Annotated in this window: 14 protein-coding genes; 8 read left to right on the top strand and 6 right to left on the bottom strand. The window is 69.5% G+C overall.

Annotated elements, in window-relative coordinates; translation table 11 throughout:
• Window positions 1–543: 543 nt before the first annotated feature.
• The gene (lexA, locus tag AW271_RS09325) at window positions 544–1,248 is read right to left on the bottom strand and encodes a transcriptional repressor LexA (protein WP_235966260.1); all 705 of its coding nucleotides are present in this window, start codon (window positions 1,246–1,248) and stop codon (window positions 544–546) included.
• Window positions 1,249–2,336: 1,088 nt separating this feature from the next.
• Here lexA and AW271_RS41415 point away from each other — a divergent pair.
• The 3 genes from AW271_RS41415 (at window position 2,337) to AW271_RS09310 (ending at window position 6,057) form a co-directional block, all read left to right on the top strand.
• Window positions 2,337–2,609: a LysM peptidoglycan-binding domain-containing protein gene (locus tag AW271_RS41415; RefSeq protein ID WP_157553991.1), complete on the top strand. Its 273-nt coding sequence runs from the start codon at window positions 2,337–2,339 to the stop codon at window positions 2,607–2,609.
• Between the two features lie 176 nt (window positions 2,610–2,785).
• Complete coding sequence (nrdR, locus tag AW271_RS09315; RefSeq protein WP_062334935.1) at window positions 2,786–3,244, top strand: transcriptional regulator NrdR; 459 nt, start codon at window positions 2,786–2,788, stop codon at window positions 3,242–3,244.
• Entirely contained in the window at window positions 3,241–6,057 is a 2,817-nt protein-coding gene (locus AW271_RS09310; protein ID WP_062334933.1) for a vitamin B12-dependent ribonucleotide reductase, read from the top strand. Before nrdR ends, AW271_RS09310 begins: the two co-directional genes overlap by 4 nt.
• Window positions 6,058–6,337: 280 nt before the next feature.
• On the opposite strand, the gene AW271_RS09305 is transcribed toward AW271_RS09310, so the two are convergent.
• Window positions 6,338–7,465 (bottom strand): serine hydrolase domain-containing protein, encoded by a 1,128-nt coding sequence (locus AW271_RS09305; protein ID WP_062334931.1) that lies wholly within the window; start codon window positions 7,463–7,465, stop codon window positions 6,338–6,340.
• A gap of 24 nt (window positions 7,466–7,489) precedes the next feature.
• Window positions 7,490–7,867, bottom strand: a complete 378-nt coding sequence (locus tag AW271_RS09300; protein ID WP_062334929.1) for a hypothetical protein — start codon at window positions 7,865–7,867, stop codon at window positions 7,490–7,492.
• A 162-nt stretch (window positions 7,868–8,029) separates the two neighbouring features.
• Between AW271_RS09300 and AW271_RS09295 the strand changes: the two genes are divergently transcribed.
• Together AW271_RS09295 and AW271_RS09290 are read left to right on the top strand one after the other, a co-directional pair.
• Entirely contained in the window at window positions 8,030–8,656 is a 627-nt protein-coding gene (locus tag AW271_RS09295; RefSeq protein WP_062334927.1) for an NADPH-dependent F420 reductase, read from the top strand.
• Between the two features lie 103 nt (window positions 8,657–8,759).
• Entirely contained in the window at window positions 8,760–9,536 is a 777-nt protein-coding gene (locus AW271_RS09290; RefSeq protein WP_062334925.1) for an MBL fold metallo-hydrolase, read from the top strand.
• On the opposite strand, the gene AW271_RS40610 is transcribed toward AW271_RS09290, so the two are convergent.
• Complete coding sequence (locus tag AW271_RS40610; protein WP_062334923.1) at window positions 9,496–9,939, bottom strand: YbjN domain-containing protein; 444 nt, start codon at window positions 9,937–9,939, stop codon at window positions 9,496–9,498. The genes AW271_RS09290 and AW271_RS40610 overlap by 41 nt on opposite strands.
• A 114-nt stretch (window positions 9,940–10,053) precedes the next feature.
• On the opposite strand from AW271_RS40610, the gene AW271_RS09280 reads away from it, so the two are divergent.
• The 3 genes from AW271_RS09280 to AW271_RS09270 all read left to right on the top strand — a co-directional run bounded on the left by AW271_RS09280 (window position 10,054) and on the right by AW271_RS09270 (window position 13,071).
• A complete protein-coding gene (locus AW271_RS09280) occupies window positions 10,054–10,818 on the top strand; it encodes an SDR family oxidoreductase (RefSeq protein WP_062334921.1) in 765 nt (254 codons plus the stop codon).
• Between the two features lie 73 nt (window positions 10,819–10,891).
• On the top strand, window positions 10,892–11,866 hold the full coding sequence (locus tag AW271_RS09275) for an MBL fold metallo-hydrolase (RefSeq protein WP_062334918.1): 975 nt from the start codon (window positions 10,892–10,894) through the stop codon (window positions 11,864–11,866).
• On the top strand, window positions 11,851–13,071 hold the full coding sequence (locus AW271_RS09270; protein ID WP_062334915.1) for a CaiB/BaiF CoA transferase family protein: 1,221 nt from the start codon (window positions 11,851–11,853) through the stop codon (window positions 13,069–13,071). Before AW271_RS09275 ends, AW271_RS09270 begins: the two co-directional genes overlap by 16 nt.
• A 67-nt stretch (window positions 13,072–13,138) precedes the next feature.
• On the opposite strand, the gene AW271_RS09265 is transcribed toward AW271_RS09270, so the two are convergent.
• Together AW271_RS09265 and AW271_RS09260 are read right to left on the bottom strand one after the other, a co-directional pair.
• Window positions 13,139–13,816 carry a GntR family transcriptional regulator gene (locus AW271_RS09265; RefSeq protein WP_062334912.1) on the bottom strand — a complete coding sequence of 226 codons (678 nt, stop codon included), beginning with the start codon at window positions 13,814–13,816 and terminating at the stop codon, window positions 13,139–13,141.
• Complete coding sequence (locus AW271_RS09260; RefSeq protein ID WP_062334909.1) at window positions 13,816–14,643, bottom strand: alpha/beta fold hydrolase; 828 nt, start codon at window positions 14,641–14,643, stop codon at window positions 13,816–13,818. The genes AW271_RS09265 and AW271_RS09260 overlap by 1 nt, the downstream gene beginning before the upstream one ends.
• Window positions 14,644–14,693 lie beyond the last annotated feature (50 nt).

Genomic DNA, 14,693 nt, shown 5'->3' with positions numbered 1-14,693 from the left:
CCGGCGTGGGCCCGCAGTGCGTGCGGCGGTAAGCGGGTTGGGAGCGCTCGGAGAGCGCCGGTGGAAGCGCAGTGCGGTTCCGGCATGGGTGCAGAGCATGCGGCACTCAGCGATTGGGAGCGCCAGCGGAAGCGCGGCACGGTTCTGGCAAGGGTGGGGGAGGAGCTTGATACGGCCATCGGGCCTACTGGCGGCCGTCTGTCAGAAACCAGCACCGCATGCAGGCATTCGGCCCTGGCTGGGGGCGCTACGCCAACACCGCCCATCGGCTCACTGCCGTCAACTTCATGATCCAAGTACACCTTGAGCCGCCCGAGGGGCAGCCTCAAGAGGGGGAGCGGGCTTAAGGGGCTGAGCGACCAGGGGCGTCCCTTGGAGCCTGGTCTGGAGGCTCGTCCCCACGAGGCTCATCTCTGCCCCCGGTTGAGGGCGAGCGTTGCACAGGTGGGGCCGGGGGCTGGTGGCGGGCCGCGCCGAGTAGGGCCTTGCATGCGTCGGGGCACCCGTCCGTGTGGATGGGTGCCCCGAACGCAAAGGTCGTGGCTAGAGCTTGCGGAGGACGGCCGTCACCTTGCCGAGAACGGTCGCCTCGTCGCCCGGGATGGGCTCGTAGTTGGGGTTGTGGGGGACCAGCCAGACGTGGCCGTCTTTGCGCTTGAAGGTCTTCACGGTCGCCTCGCCGTCGATCATCGCGGCGACGATGTCGCCGTTGTCGGCGACCGGCTGCTGGCGGACGACCACCCAGTCGCCGTCGGCGATGGCGGCCTCGATCATCGAGTCGCCGGAGACCTGGAGGAGGAACAGGGTGCCCTCGCCGACCAGCTGCTTGGGCAGGGCGAAGACGTCTTCGAGGTTCTGCTCGGCCAGGATCGGTCCACCTGCGGCGATGCGCCCCACGAGGGGAACATAGGCCGCCGTCGGGCGGTTGAAAGCGGAGTCTTCCACGGCGGCGTCGGGGTCGACCCAGAGAACCGGCTCGCCGGGCAGGCGCACCTCGAGGGCGCGCGGGCGATGAGGGTCGCGCCGCAGGTAGCCCTTGCGCTGAAGGGCGGTGAGCTGGTGGGACACACTCGACGTGCTCGTGAGCTGCACCGCCTCACCGATCTCGCGCATCGACGGTGGGTAGCCCCGCTGCTGGACCGAGTCGCGGATCACCTCCAGGATCTTGCGCTGCCTGGGGGTGAGCCCGAGCGAGTCGCGGCGGCGAACCGCCAGATCGCTCACGCTCTCGTCGCGCTGGCCGGCCAGCCCGTCGTTGTTCACCTGGGCACCTCCCAATCCGTGTTCCTCGCGTCGCACAGAGCGACGCTACCGCGATTCAAGATCAATATCAAACAGTTGTTCGATTGCCCTCGAAAACGTCGGTGGCGTGGTGTACAACATCGTACGGGAGTTCGATCGACATCGTGTTCGATTTGCGCGATCTTTCTTCCCTTCTTGCAGGGCAGTCGAGGAGGTTCACGATGAAGCCCACGCAGAAGGACACCCCTACGACTCACCTCACACACTCGAACACTCGCCCGCCGAAGGCCGCGGATCCGCGCCCGGCGGAACACCCCCATATCAAGCGCGGCCACCTCACTTTGGTCTCGGCGCCACCGGCCGGAGAGCCCGAAAACGAGTCCCGCCCGAGCCGGCGGCCGGATGCCCAGACGTCTCTGGCGCGGAATTCGGCTGCTCCGGCCGTCCCGGTCCAGCGCGGGCAGGGTTCGGTGGGCCGGATAGGGCCACAACCGAGCTCGGAAACTCAGGCCGGTTCGCAGCAGAACTCGGCGAGGCGGGCCATTCCGGGGCGGAAGTCGCCGGGCCGGGATCCGCGCGAGCCGCTCGACGTGACCGATGCCGGAAACTCCGAATCAGGCCGTCGTCCCTTGAAGCGTGCGGGTGATGACGCCGGTCCTCATATCCGGCGCGCCCGGAAGCCGTCAGATGTGAGGCGCCGGACGGACCCCAAGACCGAGGGCCTCCCGCTGCCGCGTTCTGGTGGATCCGCCGTTTCTGTTGTCGCCGGCCGCTTGGTCACCGACCCTGTTCGACCGTTCCGAGGTGTGCGCCTCTTCGGTGGAAAGGCATCCTCTCGCTACAAGGGCGACCGCAGTCGTGAGATCGCTTACAGGCGCAATGAGGCAGTCTCCGCCGGTGAGGGCGCTTCTGGGCATGACCGCATCCACAGTTCCGGCACTGGCTCCGTCGGGTCGCCGCTCGGCCTGAAGGTCTCCACGCCCCGCCGCTGGGGCGACGCCGAGCGCCCGGCGCCCCCCACCGCCACCCCCGCAGGCAGGCGTACAGGCAAGGAGAGCTCGCCGCCCCTCCGCCTCACCAGGCGCGGCCGGGTCGTGCTGATCGTGCTCATCGCCGCCCTGAGTTTGGCCGTGCTCTGGCTGGGCACGCGGGCTGCCGTGACGGCGTCCACCGTTCGTTCCGTCGAGGGGTTGCCCACGGTCACGGTCCAGGAAGGCGACACTCTCTGGGGCATCGCCATGTCGACCGGCGATGGCGGCGACCCGGCTGCCGTCGTTCGCGAGATCATGGATTTGAACGGCTTACCCGATCCCCTCATCCGGCCAGGCACGACGCTCTACCTCCCCCGAGACGTCCCAGGTCAGTAGGCCCCTGAGGGGCGTGGGGTTTGAGTTGCGATCTAGGGGACTCACTTCTAGGGTTGGGGAACCACAACATCTAGTGGTCGTGGTCAATTGAGCGAACCATAGATTGTGTTTCCTTTGCCGCACCTCATCACATGTGGGGGCGTGCGCGAGCGTCTGGTCAGTGAGGAGGCGACGGCGTGCATTGCCCGTTCTGCCGTCATCCCGACACCCGGGTCGTCGACAGCCGGTCGACGGAAGACGGCGGGGCGATTCGCCGCCGGCGCACCTGTTCCGAATGCGGGAGGCGGTTCACCACGCAGGAGACGGTCCTGCTGATGGTGAGCAAACGCAGCGGGGTGACCGAGGCCTTCTCCCGGGAGAAGGTCATCGCCGGGGTCCGGCGGGCCTGCCAGGGGCGGCCCGTCAGTGAGGACTCACTCGCGCAGCTCGGGCAGAGGGTCGAGGAGAGCATCCGCGCGTCAGGTGTCGCCGAGATCCCGGCCCACCAGGTCGGCGTCGCGGTCCTCGGGCCGCTGCGCGACCTCGATGAGGTGGCTTATCTACGTTTCGCCTCGGTCTACCGGGGGTTCGAGACCCTCGCCGACTTCGAGGCAGAGATCCAGCAACTCAAGGCACATGCCAAGGGGGAGTCATGACGGAGACGGTCAACGGCACATCCACGCGCGCACGGCGTGGGCGGGCCAAGGGGCTGAAGGTGAAGCGGATCTTCACCACCGAGGGCGTCCACCCCTATGACGCGGTGGAGTGGGAGCGCCGTGACGTCGTCATGACCAACTGGCGCGACGGCTCGGTCAACTTCGAGCAGCGCGGGGTCGAGTTCCCGGCGTCGTGGTCGGTCAACGCGGCCAACATCGTGACCACCAAGTACTTCCGCGGCGCGCTCGGCACGCCGCAGCGCGAGTGGAGCCTGAAGCAGCTGGTCGACCGGGTGACGGGCGTCTACACCCGCACCGGCGTGGAGCACGGCTACTTCGCCACCGACGAAGACGCCGAGATCTTCGACCACGAGCTCAAGCACGCCCTGGTCCACCAGCTGTTCGCGTTCAACTCGCCCGTGTGGTTCAACGTCGGCACCCTGTCGCCGCAGCAGGTCAGCGCCTGTTTCATCCTGGCCGTCGACGACACCATGGAGTCGATCCTCGACTGGTACAAGGAAGAGGGCGTGATCTTCAAGGGCGGTTCGGGCTCGGGTGTGAACCTGTCCCGCATCCGCTCCTCGAAGGAACTGCTCTCCTCGGGCGGCACGGCCAGCGGGCCCGTCTCCTTCATGCGGGGCGCCGACGCCTCGGCCGGAACGATCAAGTCGGGCGGCGCGACCCGCCGGGCGGCGAAGATGGTCGTGCTCGACGTCGACCACCCCGACATCGAGGAGTTCATCGAGACGAAGGCGCGTGAGGAGGACAAGATCCGCGCCCTCCGCGACGCCGGGTTCGACATGGACCTCGGCGGCAAGGACATCGTGTCGGTGCAGTACCAGAACGCCAACAACTCGGTCCGCGTCAGCGACGAGTTCATGCGCCAGGTCGAGACCGGCGGCACGTTCGGCCTCCGCGCCCGCCTCACCCACGAGGTCATCGAGGAGATCGACGCCAAGGACCTGTTCCGCAAGATGGCCAAGGCGGCGTGGGAGTGCGCCGACCCGGGCGTCCAGTACGACGACACGATCAACGACTGGCACACCTGCCCCGAGACCGGCCGCATCACCGCGTCCAACCCCTGCTCGGAGTACGTCCACCTCGACAACTCCTCGTGCAACCTGGCGTCGATCAACCTGCTGAAGTTCCTCACCGACGACGACACGTTCGACATCGCCCGGTTCGTCAAGCTGACCGAGCTGATCATCACCGCGATGGACATCTCGATCACCTTCGCCGACTTCCCGACCGAGAAGATCGGCGAGACCACCCGCGCCTACCGGCAGCTCGGCATCGGCTACGCCAACCTGGGCGCGCTGCTGATGGCCACCGGCCACGCCTACGACTCCGACGGCGGCCGGGCCATCGCCGGGGCGATCACGTCGCTGATGACCGGGGTGTCCTACCGCCGCAGCGCCGAGCTGGCGGGCATCGTGGGGGCGTACGACGGATACGAGCGCAACGCCGAGCCGCACAAGCGGGTCATGCGCAAGCACGCCGCGGCCAACGACGCCGTGCGCACCGTCGACGCGATGGACAAGGCGATCCACACCGAGGCCACCAAGCAGTGGCAGGAGTGCCTCAAGCTGGGCGACAAGAACGGCTGGCGCAACGCCCAGGCGTCGCTGCTCGCCCCGACCGGCACCATCGGCCTGATGATGGACTGCGACACCACCGGCATCGAGCCCGACCTGGCCCTGGTCAAGTTCAAGAAGCTCGTCGGCGGCGGCTCGATGCAGATCGTCAACCAGACCATCCCCCGGGCCCTGCGTCAGCTGGGCTACCAGGAGGAGCAGGTCGAGGCGATCGTCGAGTACATCGCGCAGAACTCCCACGTGGTCGGCGCCCCCGGTCTGAAGGAGGCCCACTACGAGGTGTTCGACTGCGCGATGGGCGAGCGGGCGATCGCGCCCATGGGCCACGTCCGCATGATGGCCGCGACCCAGCCGTTCCTGTCGGGCGCGATCTCCAAGACGGTCAACCTGCCCGAGTCGGCGACGATCGACGACATCGAGCAGGTCTACCTCGAGGGCTGGCGGCTCGGCCTGAAGGCCCTGGCCGTCTACCGCGACAACTGCAAGGTCGGCCAGCCGCTGTCGGCGGGCCAGAAGAAGACCGAAGAGGCCGTCGTGGCCGAGCCCGAGGTCAAGGTCATCGAGGTGCCCCGGCCGACCCGCCGGCGCATGCCGAACAGCCGCCCGAGCCTGACGACCCGCTTCACGGTCGGCGGCGCGAAGGGCTACATGACCGCCTCGTCCTACCCCGACGACGGTCTCGGCGAGGTCTTCCTGAAGATGTCCAAGCAGGGCTCGACCCTCGCGGGCGTCATGGACGCCTTCTCCGTGGCGATCTCCATCGGTCTTCAGTACGGCGTGCCGCTCGACACCTACGTGCAGAAGTTCGTCAACATGCGCTTCGAGCCGGCCGGCATGACCGACGACCCCGACGTCCGCATGGCCCAGTCGGTGATGGACTACATCTTCCGCCGCCTGGCGCTCGACCACCTGGCCTACGAAGACCGGGCCGCCCTGGGCATCTTCTCGGCCTCCGAGCGCGCGGCGCAGCAGCGCGGCGAAGACCCGGCCGCCCAGCTCGACACCGCGGCCCTGGCCCAGTCGGCCCCGATCGAGCCGCCGGTGAGCAAGCCGGTCCCGATCGCCGAGCCGGTCAGGGCGACCGAGCAGGGCCACCTGGAGGGCCACCAGGGCTTCACCGCCGACGCGCCGCTCTGCATGACCTGCGGCACGAAGATGCGCCCGGCCGGCAGCTGCTACGTGTGCGAGGGCTGCGGCAGCACCAGCGGCTGCAGCTGATTTCCGAGATCTCCCGGGCCGCTGACAGGCCCGGGAGATCTTCTTTTCTCCGTTACGGCTCCCGCCCACCCCGGCACCGCCCGCCGCCCCCCGGCGAGGCCGCAACCGGCGCCACCCGGCCGTGCCGACGGAGCCGCCGTCACGGCAGAAGGTCGGCCCGTCCGGAGTCGTCGCCCCAGAAGCCCGAGTCGATCTCGTCGTAGACGATGGTCACGTCCCCGGTCGACAGCACGATCTCCGCCAGGGCGGGATGCGACGCGATGAATGATCCGGTTGTCTCTCATGATGCGAATCGTGCCGCCGTGACCACCGCTTCGACGAGATTCCTTGCCCGGTGGTCGTTCGCCGCGTGTTTGCCGTGGTTCATGACGTAGCCGAAGGCCAGCCCCCGGTCGGGATCGGCGAAGCCCAGCGAACCCCCGTAACCGGGAAAGCCGAAGGCCGTCGGCCCGTACCAGAACTCGTCGGGGTTCGGCAGCCCGAAGCCCAGCCCCACCCTGACCGGCACCCGCAGCACCTTGTCCACCCCGCCGGCCTGCTCCGTCGTCGCCTCGGCCAGCAGGCCAGGGCTGAGGATGCGCCCGTCGAGCAGGGCCGCGTAGAAGCCCGCCAGCCCGCGGGCGGTGCCGGCGCCGTTCGACGCGGGGAACTCCGCCGCCAGTTCGGCGGGGTCGTTGTGGTTCAGGAACGGGGTCACGGCCATCGAGGCCCGCATGGTCAGCGACGTCGGGTCGAAGTAGGGGCGCAGCGCCTCCGGCAGGGTCGCCGGGTCGACCGACAGGTCGATCGTGGGGGAGACGATCGTCGCGGCCCGGTGGTGCTCGGACGGTGGGAGGCCGATCCAGAAGTCCAGGCCGAGCGGCCCGGCGATCTCCTCCCGCAGGTAGGCGCCGAGCGTGCGGCCCGACACCCGGCGCACCACCTCGCCGACCAGCCAGCCGTAGGCGTGGGCGTGGTAGCCGGGCTCGGTTCCGGGCGTCCACAGCGGCTGCTGGGCCTCCAGGGCGGCGATCACCGGCTCCCAGGCGAGGGCCTCGGCGGGGGTGACCGGTTTGTCCAGGGCGGCCAGGCCCGCCTGGTGGGTGAGCAGCCACCGTACCGGGATCTCGGGTTTGCCGAACTCCGGCCAGTAGTCGGCGACGGGTGCGTCCAGGTCGAGCAGGCCGCGGTCGACGAGGTGCAGGGCGCAGGCGGCGGTGATCGCCTTGGTGGTGGAGAAGACGACCTGGAGGGTGTCCTCGGTCCAGGGGCGGCCGGTCTCGGGGTCGGCCACGCCGCCCCACAGGTCGACGACCTTCTCGCCGTGGACGTGGACGCAGACGGCGGCGCCGATCTCGTCGTGGTGCTCGAAGTTGTCCTCGAAGGCGTCGAGGACGGGTTCGAATCCGGGTGCGGTATATCCGGGCATGCGTGATCGCCTTCTGGTCTGGGGTCAGCGGCGCCAGCTCTCGATGAGCCAGGCGCAGATCTCCGGCTCGGTCATCTCGGGGAACTCTTCGGTGAAGGTCGCGAGGGCGCGCAGCGCCTCGTCGCGGTCGAGGCCGCGTGCGGCGGCCGCCTTCAGGTAGTCCTGACGCGCCGCGGACGGGCGGCCGCCGCCGGCGCCCCGGCCGGGCAGGCCCTCGCGCCAGCGGACGATCTCGCCGAGACGGCCGGGGCGCCAGCCGGGGGCGCCGTCGATCTCGACGTCAGGGTCGGGGAAGGGGTGGGCGGAACCTGCCGGGTAGCGGGCCCGCCACTTGTGCACCGCGTGCCGGCTCACCCCCAGCGCCTCGCCGATGCCGAGTACGCCGAGGTATCGCTCGGTCATGGTGCCTCAACTCGTGTGTCCGCCTCCTGATGGCTCACTTCATACCACGACCGAACATGGTCTCTTCGAGAGACAACGTAGGGCCTCCCCGATAACGTCGTCAATGAAAGAGACGAGGTTATGGACGGGAATGACACCACCTGCCGCCCGGGTTGCCCCGATATGGTCATCGGATTCATCGGTAGCGGGCACATCGGGTCGGCGCTGGCCCGATTGGCCGTCGGCACCGGGCACACCGTCGTGATGAGCAACTCCCGGGGGCCCGAGACCCTCGCCGGCCTGGTCGGGTCGCTGGGGCCGGCCGCGTCCGCGTCGACCGTCGAGGGGGCGGCCGAGGCGGGCGGCATCGTGGTGGTCACGGTGCCGTTCCACGCGTACAGGACGGTCCCGGTGGAGCCGCTCGCGGGCAAGATCGTGATCGACACGAACAACTACTACTTCGAGCGCGACGGACGCTTCCCGGAGATCGACTCGGGCGCTAAGACGCCGTCGGGGCTGCTCCAGGAGCACCTGCCGACCTCGCGGGTGGTCAAGGGCTTCAACAACATCATGGCCGCCCACCTGCTGTCCGACGGCGCCCCGCCGGGCACGCCGGGCCGGCGGGCGCTGCCGATCGCGGGCGACGACCCCGAGGCGAAGAGGGTCGTCGCCGACCTGACCGACTCCTTCGGTTTCGACGTCGTGGACGTCGGCCCGCTGTCCGAAGGCTGGCGGCACGACCGTGACCGGCCCGCCTACGTGTCCCGGTTCACCGCCGACGAGCTGCGGGCGGCGCTCGCGCGGGCGTGACGGGCCGGACGGCTCCGGACTTCTGCGGTCCGATCCGGATTTTTCGGGGTGTCAACGGACCGAAATTCGGTCAGGTCGGTCTCCGGTGTGGTAAGCACTGACCATGATCGAAGTTGCGGACGGAGTCTGGATCCGCCGGCACACCGAACTCGACCTCACCCTCGGACTCGTCGTGGGGGAGACCGGCTGTCTCGTCGTCGACACCGGCATCGACGAGGCCTTCGGCCACGCCTGGGCCGACGCGATCAGGGAGGTCACCGACCTGCCCTGGACGGTCGTGCTGACCCACGCCCACTTCGACCACGCCTTCGGCACGGCGGCCTTCGGCACCTGTTTCGCCACCGAGGGCTGCCGAGAGGCCCTGGTCGACACGGCCCACAAGCAGGCCGCCGAATGGTCGGGCCAGTTCCCGGGCGTCGCGACCGCGCCGGTCGTGCTGCCGCTGCGCGCGCCGTTCAGCGTCGACCTCGGCGGCAGGGAGGTGCTGCTCGGCCACCCCGGGCCCGGCCACACCGGCCACGACCTCACCGTGCACGTGCCCGACGCGGGGGTGCTGTTCGCCGGAGACCTCGTGGAGCAGGGCGCGCCGCCGCAGTTCGGCGACTCCTATCCGGGCGCCTGGCCGATGGCGCTGGAGAAGATGCTGGAGGCCGCGCCCCGGGTGATCGTGCCGGGCCACGGCGACCCGGTGACCCCCGACTTCGTGGAGCGGCAGCGAGCGGAGATCACCGAGATCGTGACGCTCTGTGAGCGGTTGAATCGTGGGGAGCTCGACATCGAGGGGGCGGCGGCCCGGTCGCCGTACCCGCGCAAGACCCTCGAAGAGGCGCTGGGCCGGACTATTCGGCGTCGTCCTCTTCGAAGGCCAGACGGTCGCTGAGCCAGCGGTGGAACTTGATCGCCGACCTCACCCAGTGGGCGACGATCGTCATCAGGTGTTCGTAGGTCACTCCGGCGCCGATGTAGAGCTGGGCGTCGCCTATCACCCGGATCACCCCGTTGTCGGGGGTGAAGGCGTAGACCTTGGGCCACATGGTGTCGGCGTTCCACTCGTTGAGCGCGGTGAGCAGCAGCGGCTTCTCGTCGACGGAGTAGTGGCGGTCGTAGAAGGTGCGGATCGTGAACAGGTCGCCTTCTGAGCCGAACAGGAAGAAGACCGTGAGCGCCTCGGTGGAGATCGCGAGGTCGCCGTCTGCGTCGAAGGTGAAGTCGATGTCGAGTTCGTTGAGGATCTCGATGATCAGTTCCTGGTCGGGCTGGACCACGGCCGGGGAATGGCTCACCCCCCCATCCTGACAGACCTGGGCCCCGGATTCATGAGCCTGTGGGGTGAGTTCGTTCAGCGCGTCGTGATGGGGTATGGATCCGGATAATGCCTCAAAAGGTGGGAAACCATCATGGACGGTACGATTCTCGTCACCGGCGGCACCGGGATCCTGGGCCGTCAGGTCATCGCGGACCTCAAGCGGGCGGGCCGGGAGGTCCGCAACCTCGCCCGTAGCGCCGACGGGCCCTACCAGGGCGACCTGGTCACCGGTCAGGGGGTCGCCGCGGCCGCGGAGGGCGTCAGCACGGTCGTCCACCTCGCCAGCAAGCCGCCCGGCAAGACCGACGTCCAGGCGGCCCGCAACCTGCTGTCGGCGCTCGCGCCGGGCACCCACGTCGTCTACATCTCGATCGTCGGGGTCGACCGGCACCCCTACTCGTACTACCAGGTCAAGCACGCCGTGGAGCAGATGGTCGAGGCCTCCGGGCTGCCGTACACGATCCTGCGCACCACGCAGTTCCACGACTTCATGGCCTCGCTCTGCCGAACCATGACCAAGTCCCCGATCGTGCCGGTCCCGCTCGGGTGGGCGGCCCAGCCGATCGCGATCTCCGAGGTGTCGGCGCAACTCGTCACGCTGGCGATGGGCGACCCGGCGGGCCGCGTCGCCGACATGGGCGGGCCGCAGGTCCTCAGCTTCCGGGAGATGGTCGAGCTCTACCTCGCGGCGGAGGGCAGGAAGAAGCCCGTCGTCGAGCTGCTCGTGCCGGGCCGGGTCAGCAAGGCGTTCCGGTCGGGCTACCAGCTCGCGCCCGAGCACGCCGTCGGGCGCATCACCTTCCAGGAGTTCCTGAGGGGCGGTGTGCCGGCCTCGTCCTACTTCCGTAAGGCATGACAAGACAAATGATGCATTATCTATATCGATCATGTAATGTTCCTTCCTAATTGTGCGATGGAAGGAGCCGCCCATGTTCCAGGCCGATTCGGTCACGGTCACGGTCCTGGTCGAGAACTGGGTCGACATGCTGCTGCCCGACGTGGCGGACCACTGCGTCAGCCGGTACGGGCTGATCGAGCACTTCGACGGCAAGAGGGTGCCGCCGCAGGCCGAGAACGGGATCAGCATGCTCGTCGAGGCCACCCGCGGCCGGCACACCACCCGGGTGCTGTTCGACGTCGGCCTGACGGGCAGCGTGCTGGCGCACAACATGAAGGTCCTCGGGGTGGACGCCGGCGCGGTCGACCACCTGGTCATCAGCCACGGCCACCCCGACCACTTCGGCGGCGTGCACACCTTCCTCGAACTGGCCGGCCGCCGCGTCCCGGTGGCCACCCACCACGACGCCGAACTGCCGCGCTACGCGGTCATGGGCGACGGCCGGGTCTCGCCCGTCTACAACACCGCCTTCACCTTCGGCCAGATCGAGGCCAGCGGCGGCGCGCCGGTGCTCAGCCGCGACCCGCTCGACCTCGGCTGGGGCGTCTGGACGACCGGCGAGATCCCCAGGAACGTTCCGTTCGAGGCCGCCGCCCCGCCGTTCGAGCGCGGTGCGCCGGGGCTCTACCAGGTCGCCGCGACCGGCGAGGTCCGCCGTGACGAGGTCATGGACGAGATGGGCCTGATCATCGACGTCAAGGACGAGGGCCTGGTCGTGCTGACCGGCTGCGCGCACGCCGGGGTGGTCAACACGCTGCGCCAGGCGAAGGCCATCGCGGGGGACAAGCCCATCAGGGCCGTGCTCGGCGGCTTCCACCTGGGCTTCCCGACCACGCCCGCGAAGAACGTGGAGCTCACCGCCGAGGCGTTCCGCGACCTCGACGTGAAGACGGTCGTACCGATGCACTGTTCGGGCCTGCGCAGCCACGCGCACATGTCGGACGTGCTGGCCGACCGCTACGTGCAGCCCGCCGTCGGCAGCGTGTTCACGTGGGGCGCGAGGTGAGGGCCGACCTCGCGGGGGTGCGGGTGGTGGCGGTCGAGCAGGCGGTCGCGGTGCCGCTCTGCTCCCGGCACCTGGCCGACCTGGGCGCCGACGTGATCAAGGTCGAGCGGTTGTCGGGCGACTTCGCCCGCGACTACGACGACTTCGTCGGCGGCATGTCCAGCCACTTCGTCTGGCTCAACCGGGGCAAACGCAGCGTCGCCCTCGACCTGAAAGCGCCCGAGGGCCGCCGCGTCCTGGGGGAGCTGCTCCGCACGGCCGACGTGCTGGTCTGCAACCTGGCCCCCGGCGCCTTCGACCGCATCTTCACCGACGACGAACTGGTCGCGCTCAACCCCCGGCTGATCAGGCTCTTCCTGTCCGGGTACGGCACCCGGGGCCCGTTCGCCCACCGCAAGGCCTACGACATGCTCATCCAGGGCGAGGCCGGGGTCGTGACGGCGACCGGCACCCCCGCGCAGCCCGCCAAACCGGGGGTGTCGCTGGCCGATCTGAGCGGCGGGACGTACGCGCTGTCGGCCGTGACGGCGGCCCTCTACTCACGGGAGCGGACCGGGCGTGGGCAGCGCATCGACGTGGCCATGTTCGACGTGCTGCTCGAATGGATGAGCCCGCTGCTGCTGGCCCAGTCGCACGCCGGGACCGCCCCCGAACCGGCTGGGCTGAGCCACGCCAGCATCGCCCCCTACGGCCCCTACGTGTCGGCCGACGGCGACCTGGTGCTGATCGCGGTGCAGAACGAGGGCCAGTGGCGACGTCTGTGCGAGGTCGTCGTGGGCGACCCGGCGCTGGCCACCGACCGCGACTTCGCCCTGAACACCGACCGGCTCCGGAACCGGGAGCGCCTGGAATCGGTCATCGAGGCGGCGCTGAGGGCCCTGCCGACCGACGAGCTGACCTCCCGTCTGGACCGGGCCGACGTGCCGAACGCCCGCCTCAACCGGCTCCCCGACGTGCTCGCGCATCCCCAGGCGCAGGCGACGGGCCGATGGTCGTCGGCCCTGCTCCCGGACGGGGCGAAGGCGACCGTGGTCACCTCGCCGTTCCACCCGGGCAGCGCGGAGGAGGACCTCCGGGCCATCCCCGACGTGGGGGAACACACCGGGGAGGTGCTCGCCGAACTGGGGCTGTCGGAGGAGGAGGTGGCCGACCTGGCGGCGGCGGGCGTGGTCGGCCGACCCGGCCCGATCGCCAACCGGCCGTAGGGCGGGTGAACCGATGTGTGCGCGACCGGCCCGTGGACGGTCGGCCGGCGCGTGGACCCCGACCGGGTCAGTCGTTGTCGATCTCGTAGGGGTCGGGGACGTCGTGGCCGACGAGGTGGCGGGCCAGGGCGAGGAAGCTGTTGGTCAGGTGGATCTCGGTGGCGCGGGCGAGGGCGTCGGTGTCGCCGGCGCGGGCGGCGTCGAGGATCGTGCGGTGTTCGCGGGAGGCTTCCCCGGCCCGGCTCTCGACCACCTGGAGCATGTCCCACGGGAAACGCTGCCAGAGCAGGGCGATCTCCTCGCTCAGGCCCTCGTTGCCGCAGCGGTCGTAGAAGAGGAAGTGGAACTGGCGGTTCTTCTCGTTGAGCGTGGCGCGGTCGCCTTCGGCGGCGGCCTGCTCCATCTCCTCGACCAGCCGGCGCGCGTGGTCGAGGTCTTTGGGCGACAGGCGGCGGGAGGCGCGGCGCATGGCGTAGGGCTCGACCGACATGCGCAGCAGGTAGACGGTCTTGACGCGGTCGTAGTCGGCGTCGGCGACCCGGACCCCGCGGTGCGGCTCGCTGATCAGCATGCCCTCGGCCTCCAGCAGGCGCAGCGCCTCGCGGACCGGGGTGATGCTCGTCTTGAACTGGGAGGCCAGCACGTCCTGCCGGATCCGGCTGCCCCGCGCGAGCTCGCCCGCGGAGATCATGCGGCGCAGTTCCGCGACGATGATGTCGCGTTTGGTGCGCGGACTGCCGGTCATCAGTGTTCCTCCTGCGCTTCGGTGGCGCGATGAAAGGCATCGAGAACTTCGCGGAAGCCGCGAGGGTCGTCAACGTACGCGACGTGCCCGGCCAGGGGAAGAGTAACGTAATCCGCCCCAAGGGCGGCGGCCAGTGATCGCGCCGCCTCCTCATCCACCCGCACGTCGTGCTCCCCCCGGAGCACCGCCGTCGGGATCCGGGCCTCGGGAAGACGCCAGCTCAACGCGGCCGCCAGCGCGCTCAGCAACCCTTCCGGGCGCATCGCCCGGAACGCCCGCGCGAAGACCTCCCGAGAGGAGGTCGGCGCCGGGCCGTCTTCATGAAGTGCGGCATCAGGTTGGGCGGCACCCAGGAGAAGTGCGGCATCGGGTTGGGCAGCGCCCAGGCGAAGAGCGGCCTCCCCTTCAAGTGCGGTCTCCCGGCGACGACCGGCCCCCATATAGAGCGTGGCCTCCATATATGAGGTGGCGAACCCTTCGACGCCCTGCTCGTCCAACAGCTTCGCGGTGGTTGTCACGCGGTCCGGGCCGCCCGCTGCCGGGAAGCCCGCCAGGACCAGCGACGCGACTTGTTCGGGCGCGGCCCGGAGGAGCTCCAGGGCCACGTACGCACCCAGCCCCGAACCCGCGACGTGGAAGCGCGGCCCCGTTTCCAGGCAGGTCGCGACCGCTTCCGAGGTGTCGAACACCTCGTCTCGCCGCGTACCGTGACCAGGGAGGTCGGGGGCCGAAAAGCGCCCCTGATCTGCGCCGATGACCTCGGCCCAGGTCTCCCCGGAGGCTCCCAGCGTGTGCAGGAGCAGTACAGGATGCCGGAAATCATGCATTATTAACTCTCATGACACATCACTCTTGTATAGAAGGCATCATTATGCAA

The sequence above is a fragment of the Herbidospora sakaeratensis genome (assembly GCF_001570525.1).
Lineage (GTDB): Bacteria > Actinomycetota > Actinomycetes > Streptosporangiales > Streptosporangiaceae > Herbidospora > Herbidospora sakaeratensis.
The sequence above is the reverse complement of the archived record's forward strand: the minus strand, read 5'-3'. Positions and strand labels throughout refer to the sequence as shown.

What these genes read in the sequence shown, in the direction of transcription:
- AW271_RS09290 (WP_062334925.1), top strand. Translation starts at nt 8,760, where the DNA reads ATGATCGAAGTTGCGGACGGAGTCTGGATCCGCCGGCACACCGAACTC.
- AW271_RS09305 (WP_062334931.1), bottom strand. Translation starts at nt 7,465, where the DNA reads ATGCCCGGATATACCGCACCCGGATTCGAACCCGTCCTCGACGCCTTC.
- AW271_RS09310 (WP_062334933.1), top strand. Translation starts at nt 3,241, where the DNA reads ATGACGGAGACGGTCAACGGCACATCCACGCGCGCACGGCGTGGGCGG.
- AW271_RS09265 (WP_062334912.1), bottom strand. Translation starts at nt 13,816, where the DNA reads ATGACCGGCAGTCCGCGCACCAAACGCGACATCATCGTCGCGGAACTG.
- AW271_RS09300 (WP_062334929.1), bottom strand. Translation starts at nt 7,867, where the DNA reads ATGACCGAGCGATACCTCGGCGTACTCGGCATCGGCGAGGCGCTGGGG.
- AW271_RS09275 (WP_062334918.1), top strand. Translation starts at nt 10,892, where the DNA reads ATGTTCCAGGCCGATTCGGTCACGGTCACGGTCCTGGTCGAGAACTGG.
- AW271_RS09260 (WP_062334909.1), bottom strand. Translation starts at nt 14,643, where the DNA reads ATGCATGATTTCCGGCATCCTGTACTGCTCCTGCACACGCTGGGAGCC.
- AW271_RS09295 (WP_062334927.1), top strand. Translation starts at nt 8,030, where the DNA reads ATGGTCATCGGATTCATCGGTAGCGGGCACATCGGGTCGGCGCTGGCC.
- AW271_RS09280 (WP_062334921.1), top strand. Translation starts at nt 10,054, where the DNA reads ATGGACGGTACGATTCTCGTCACCGGCGGCACCGGGATCCTGGGCCGT.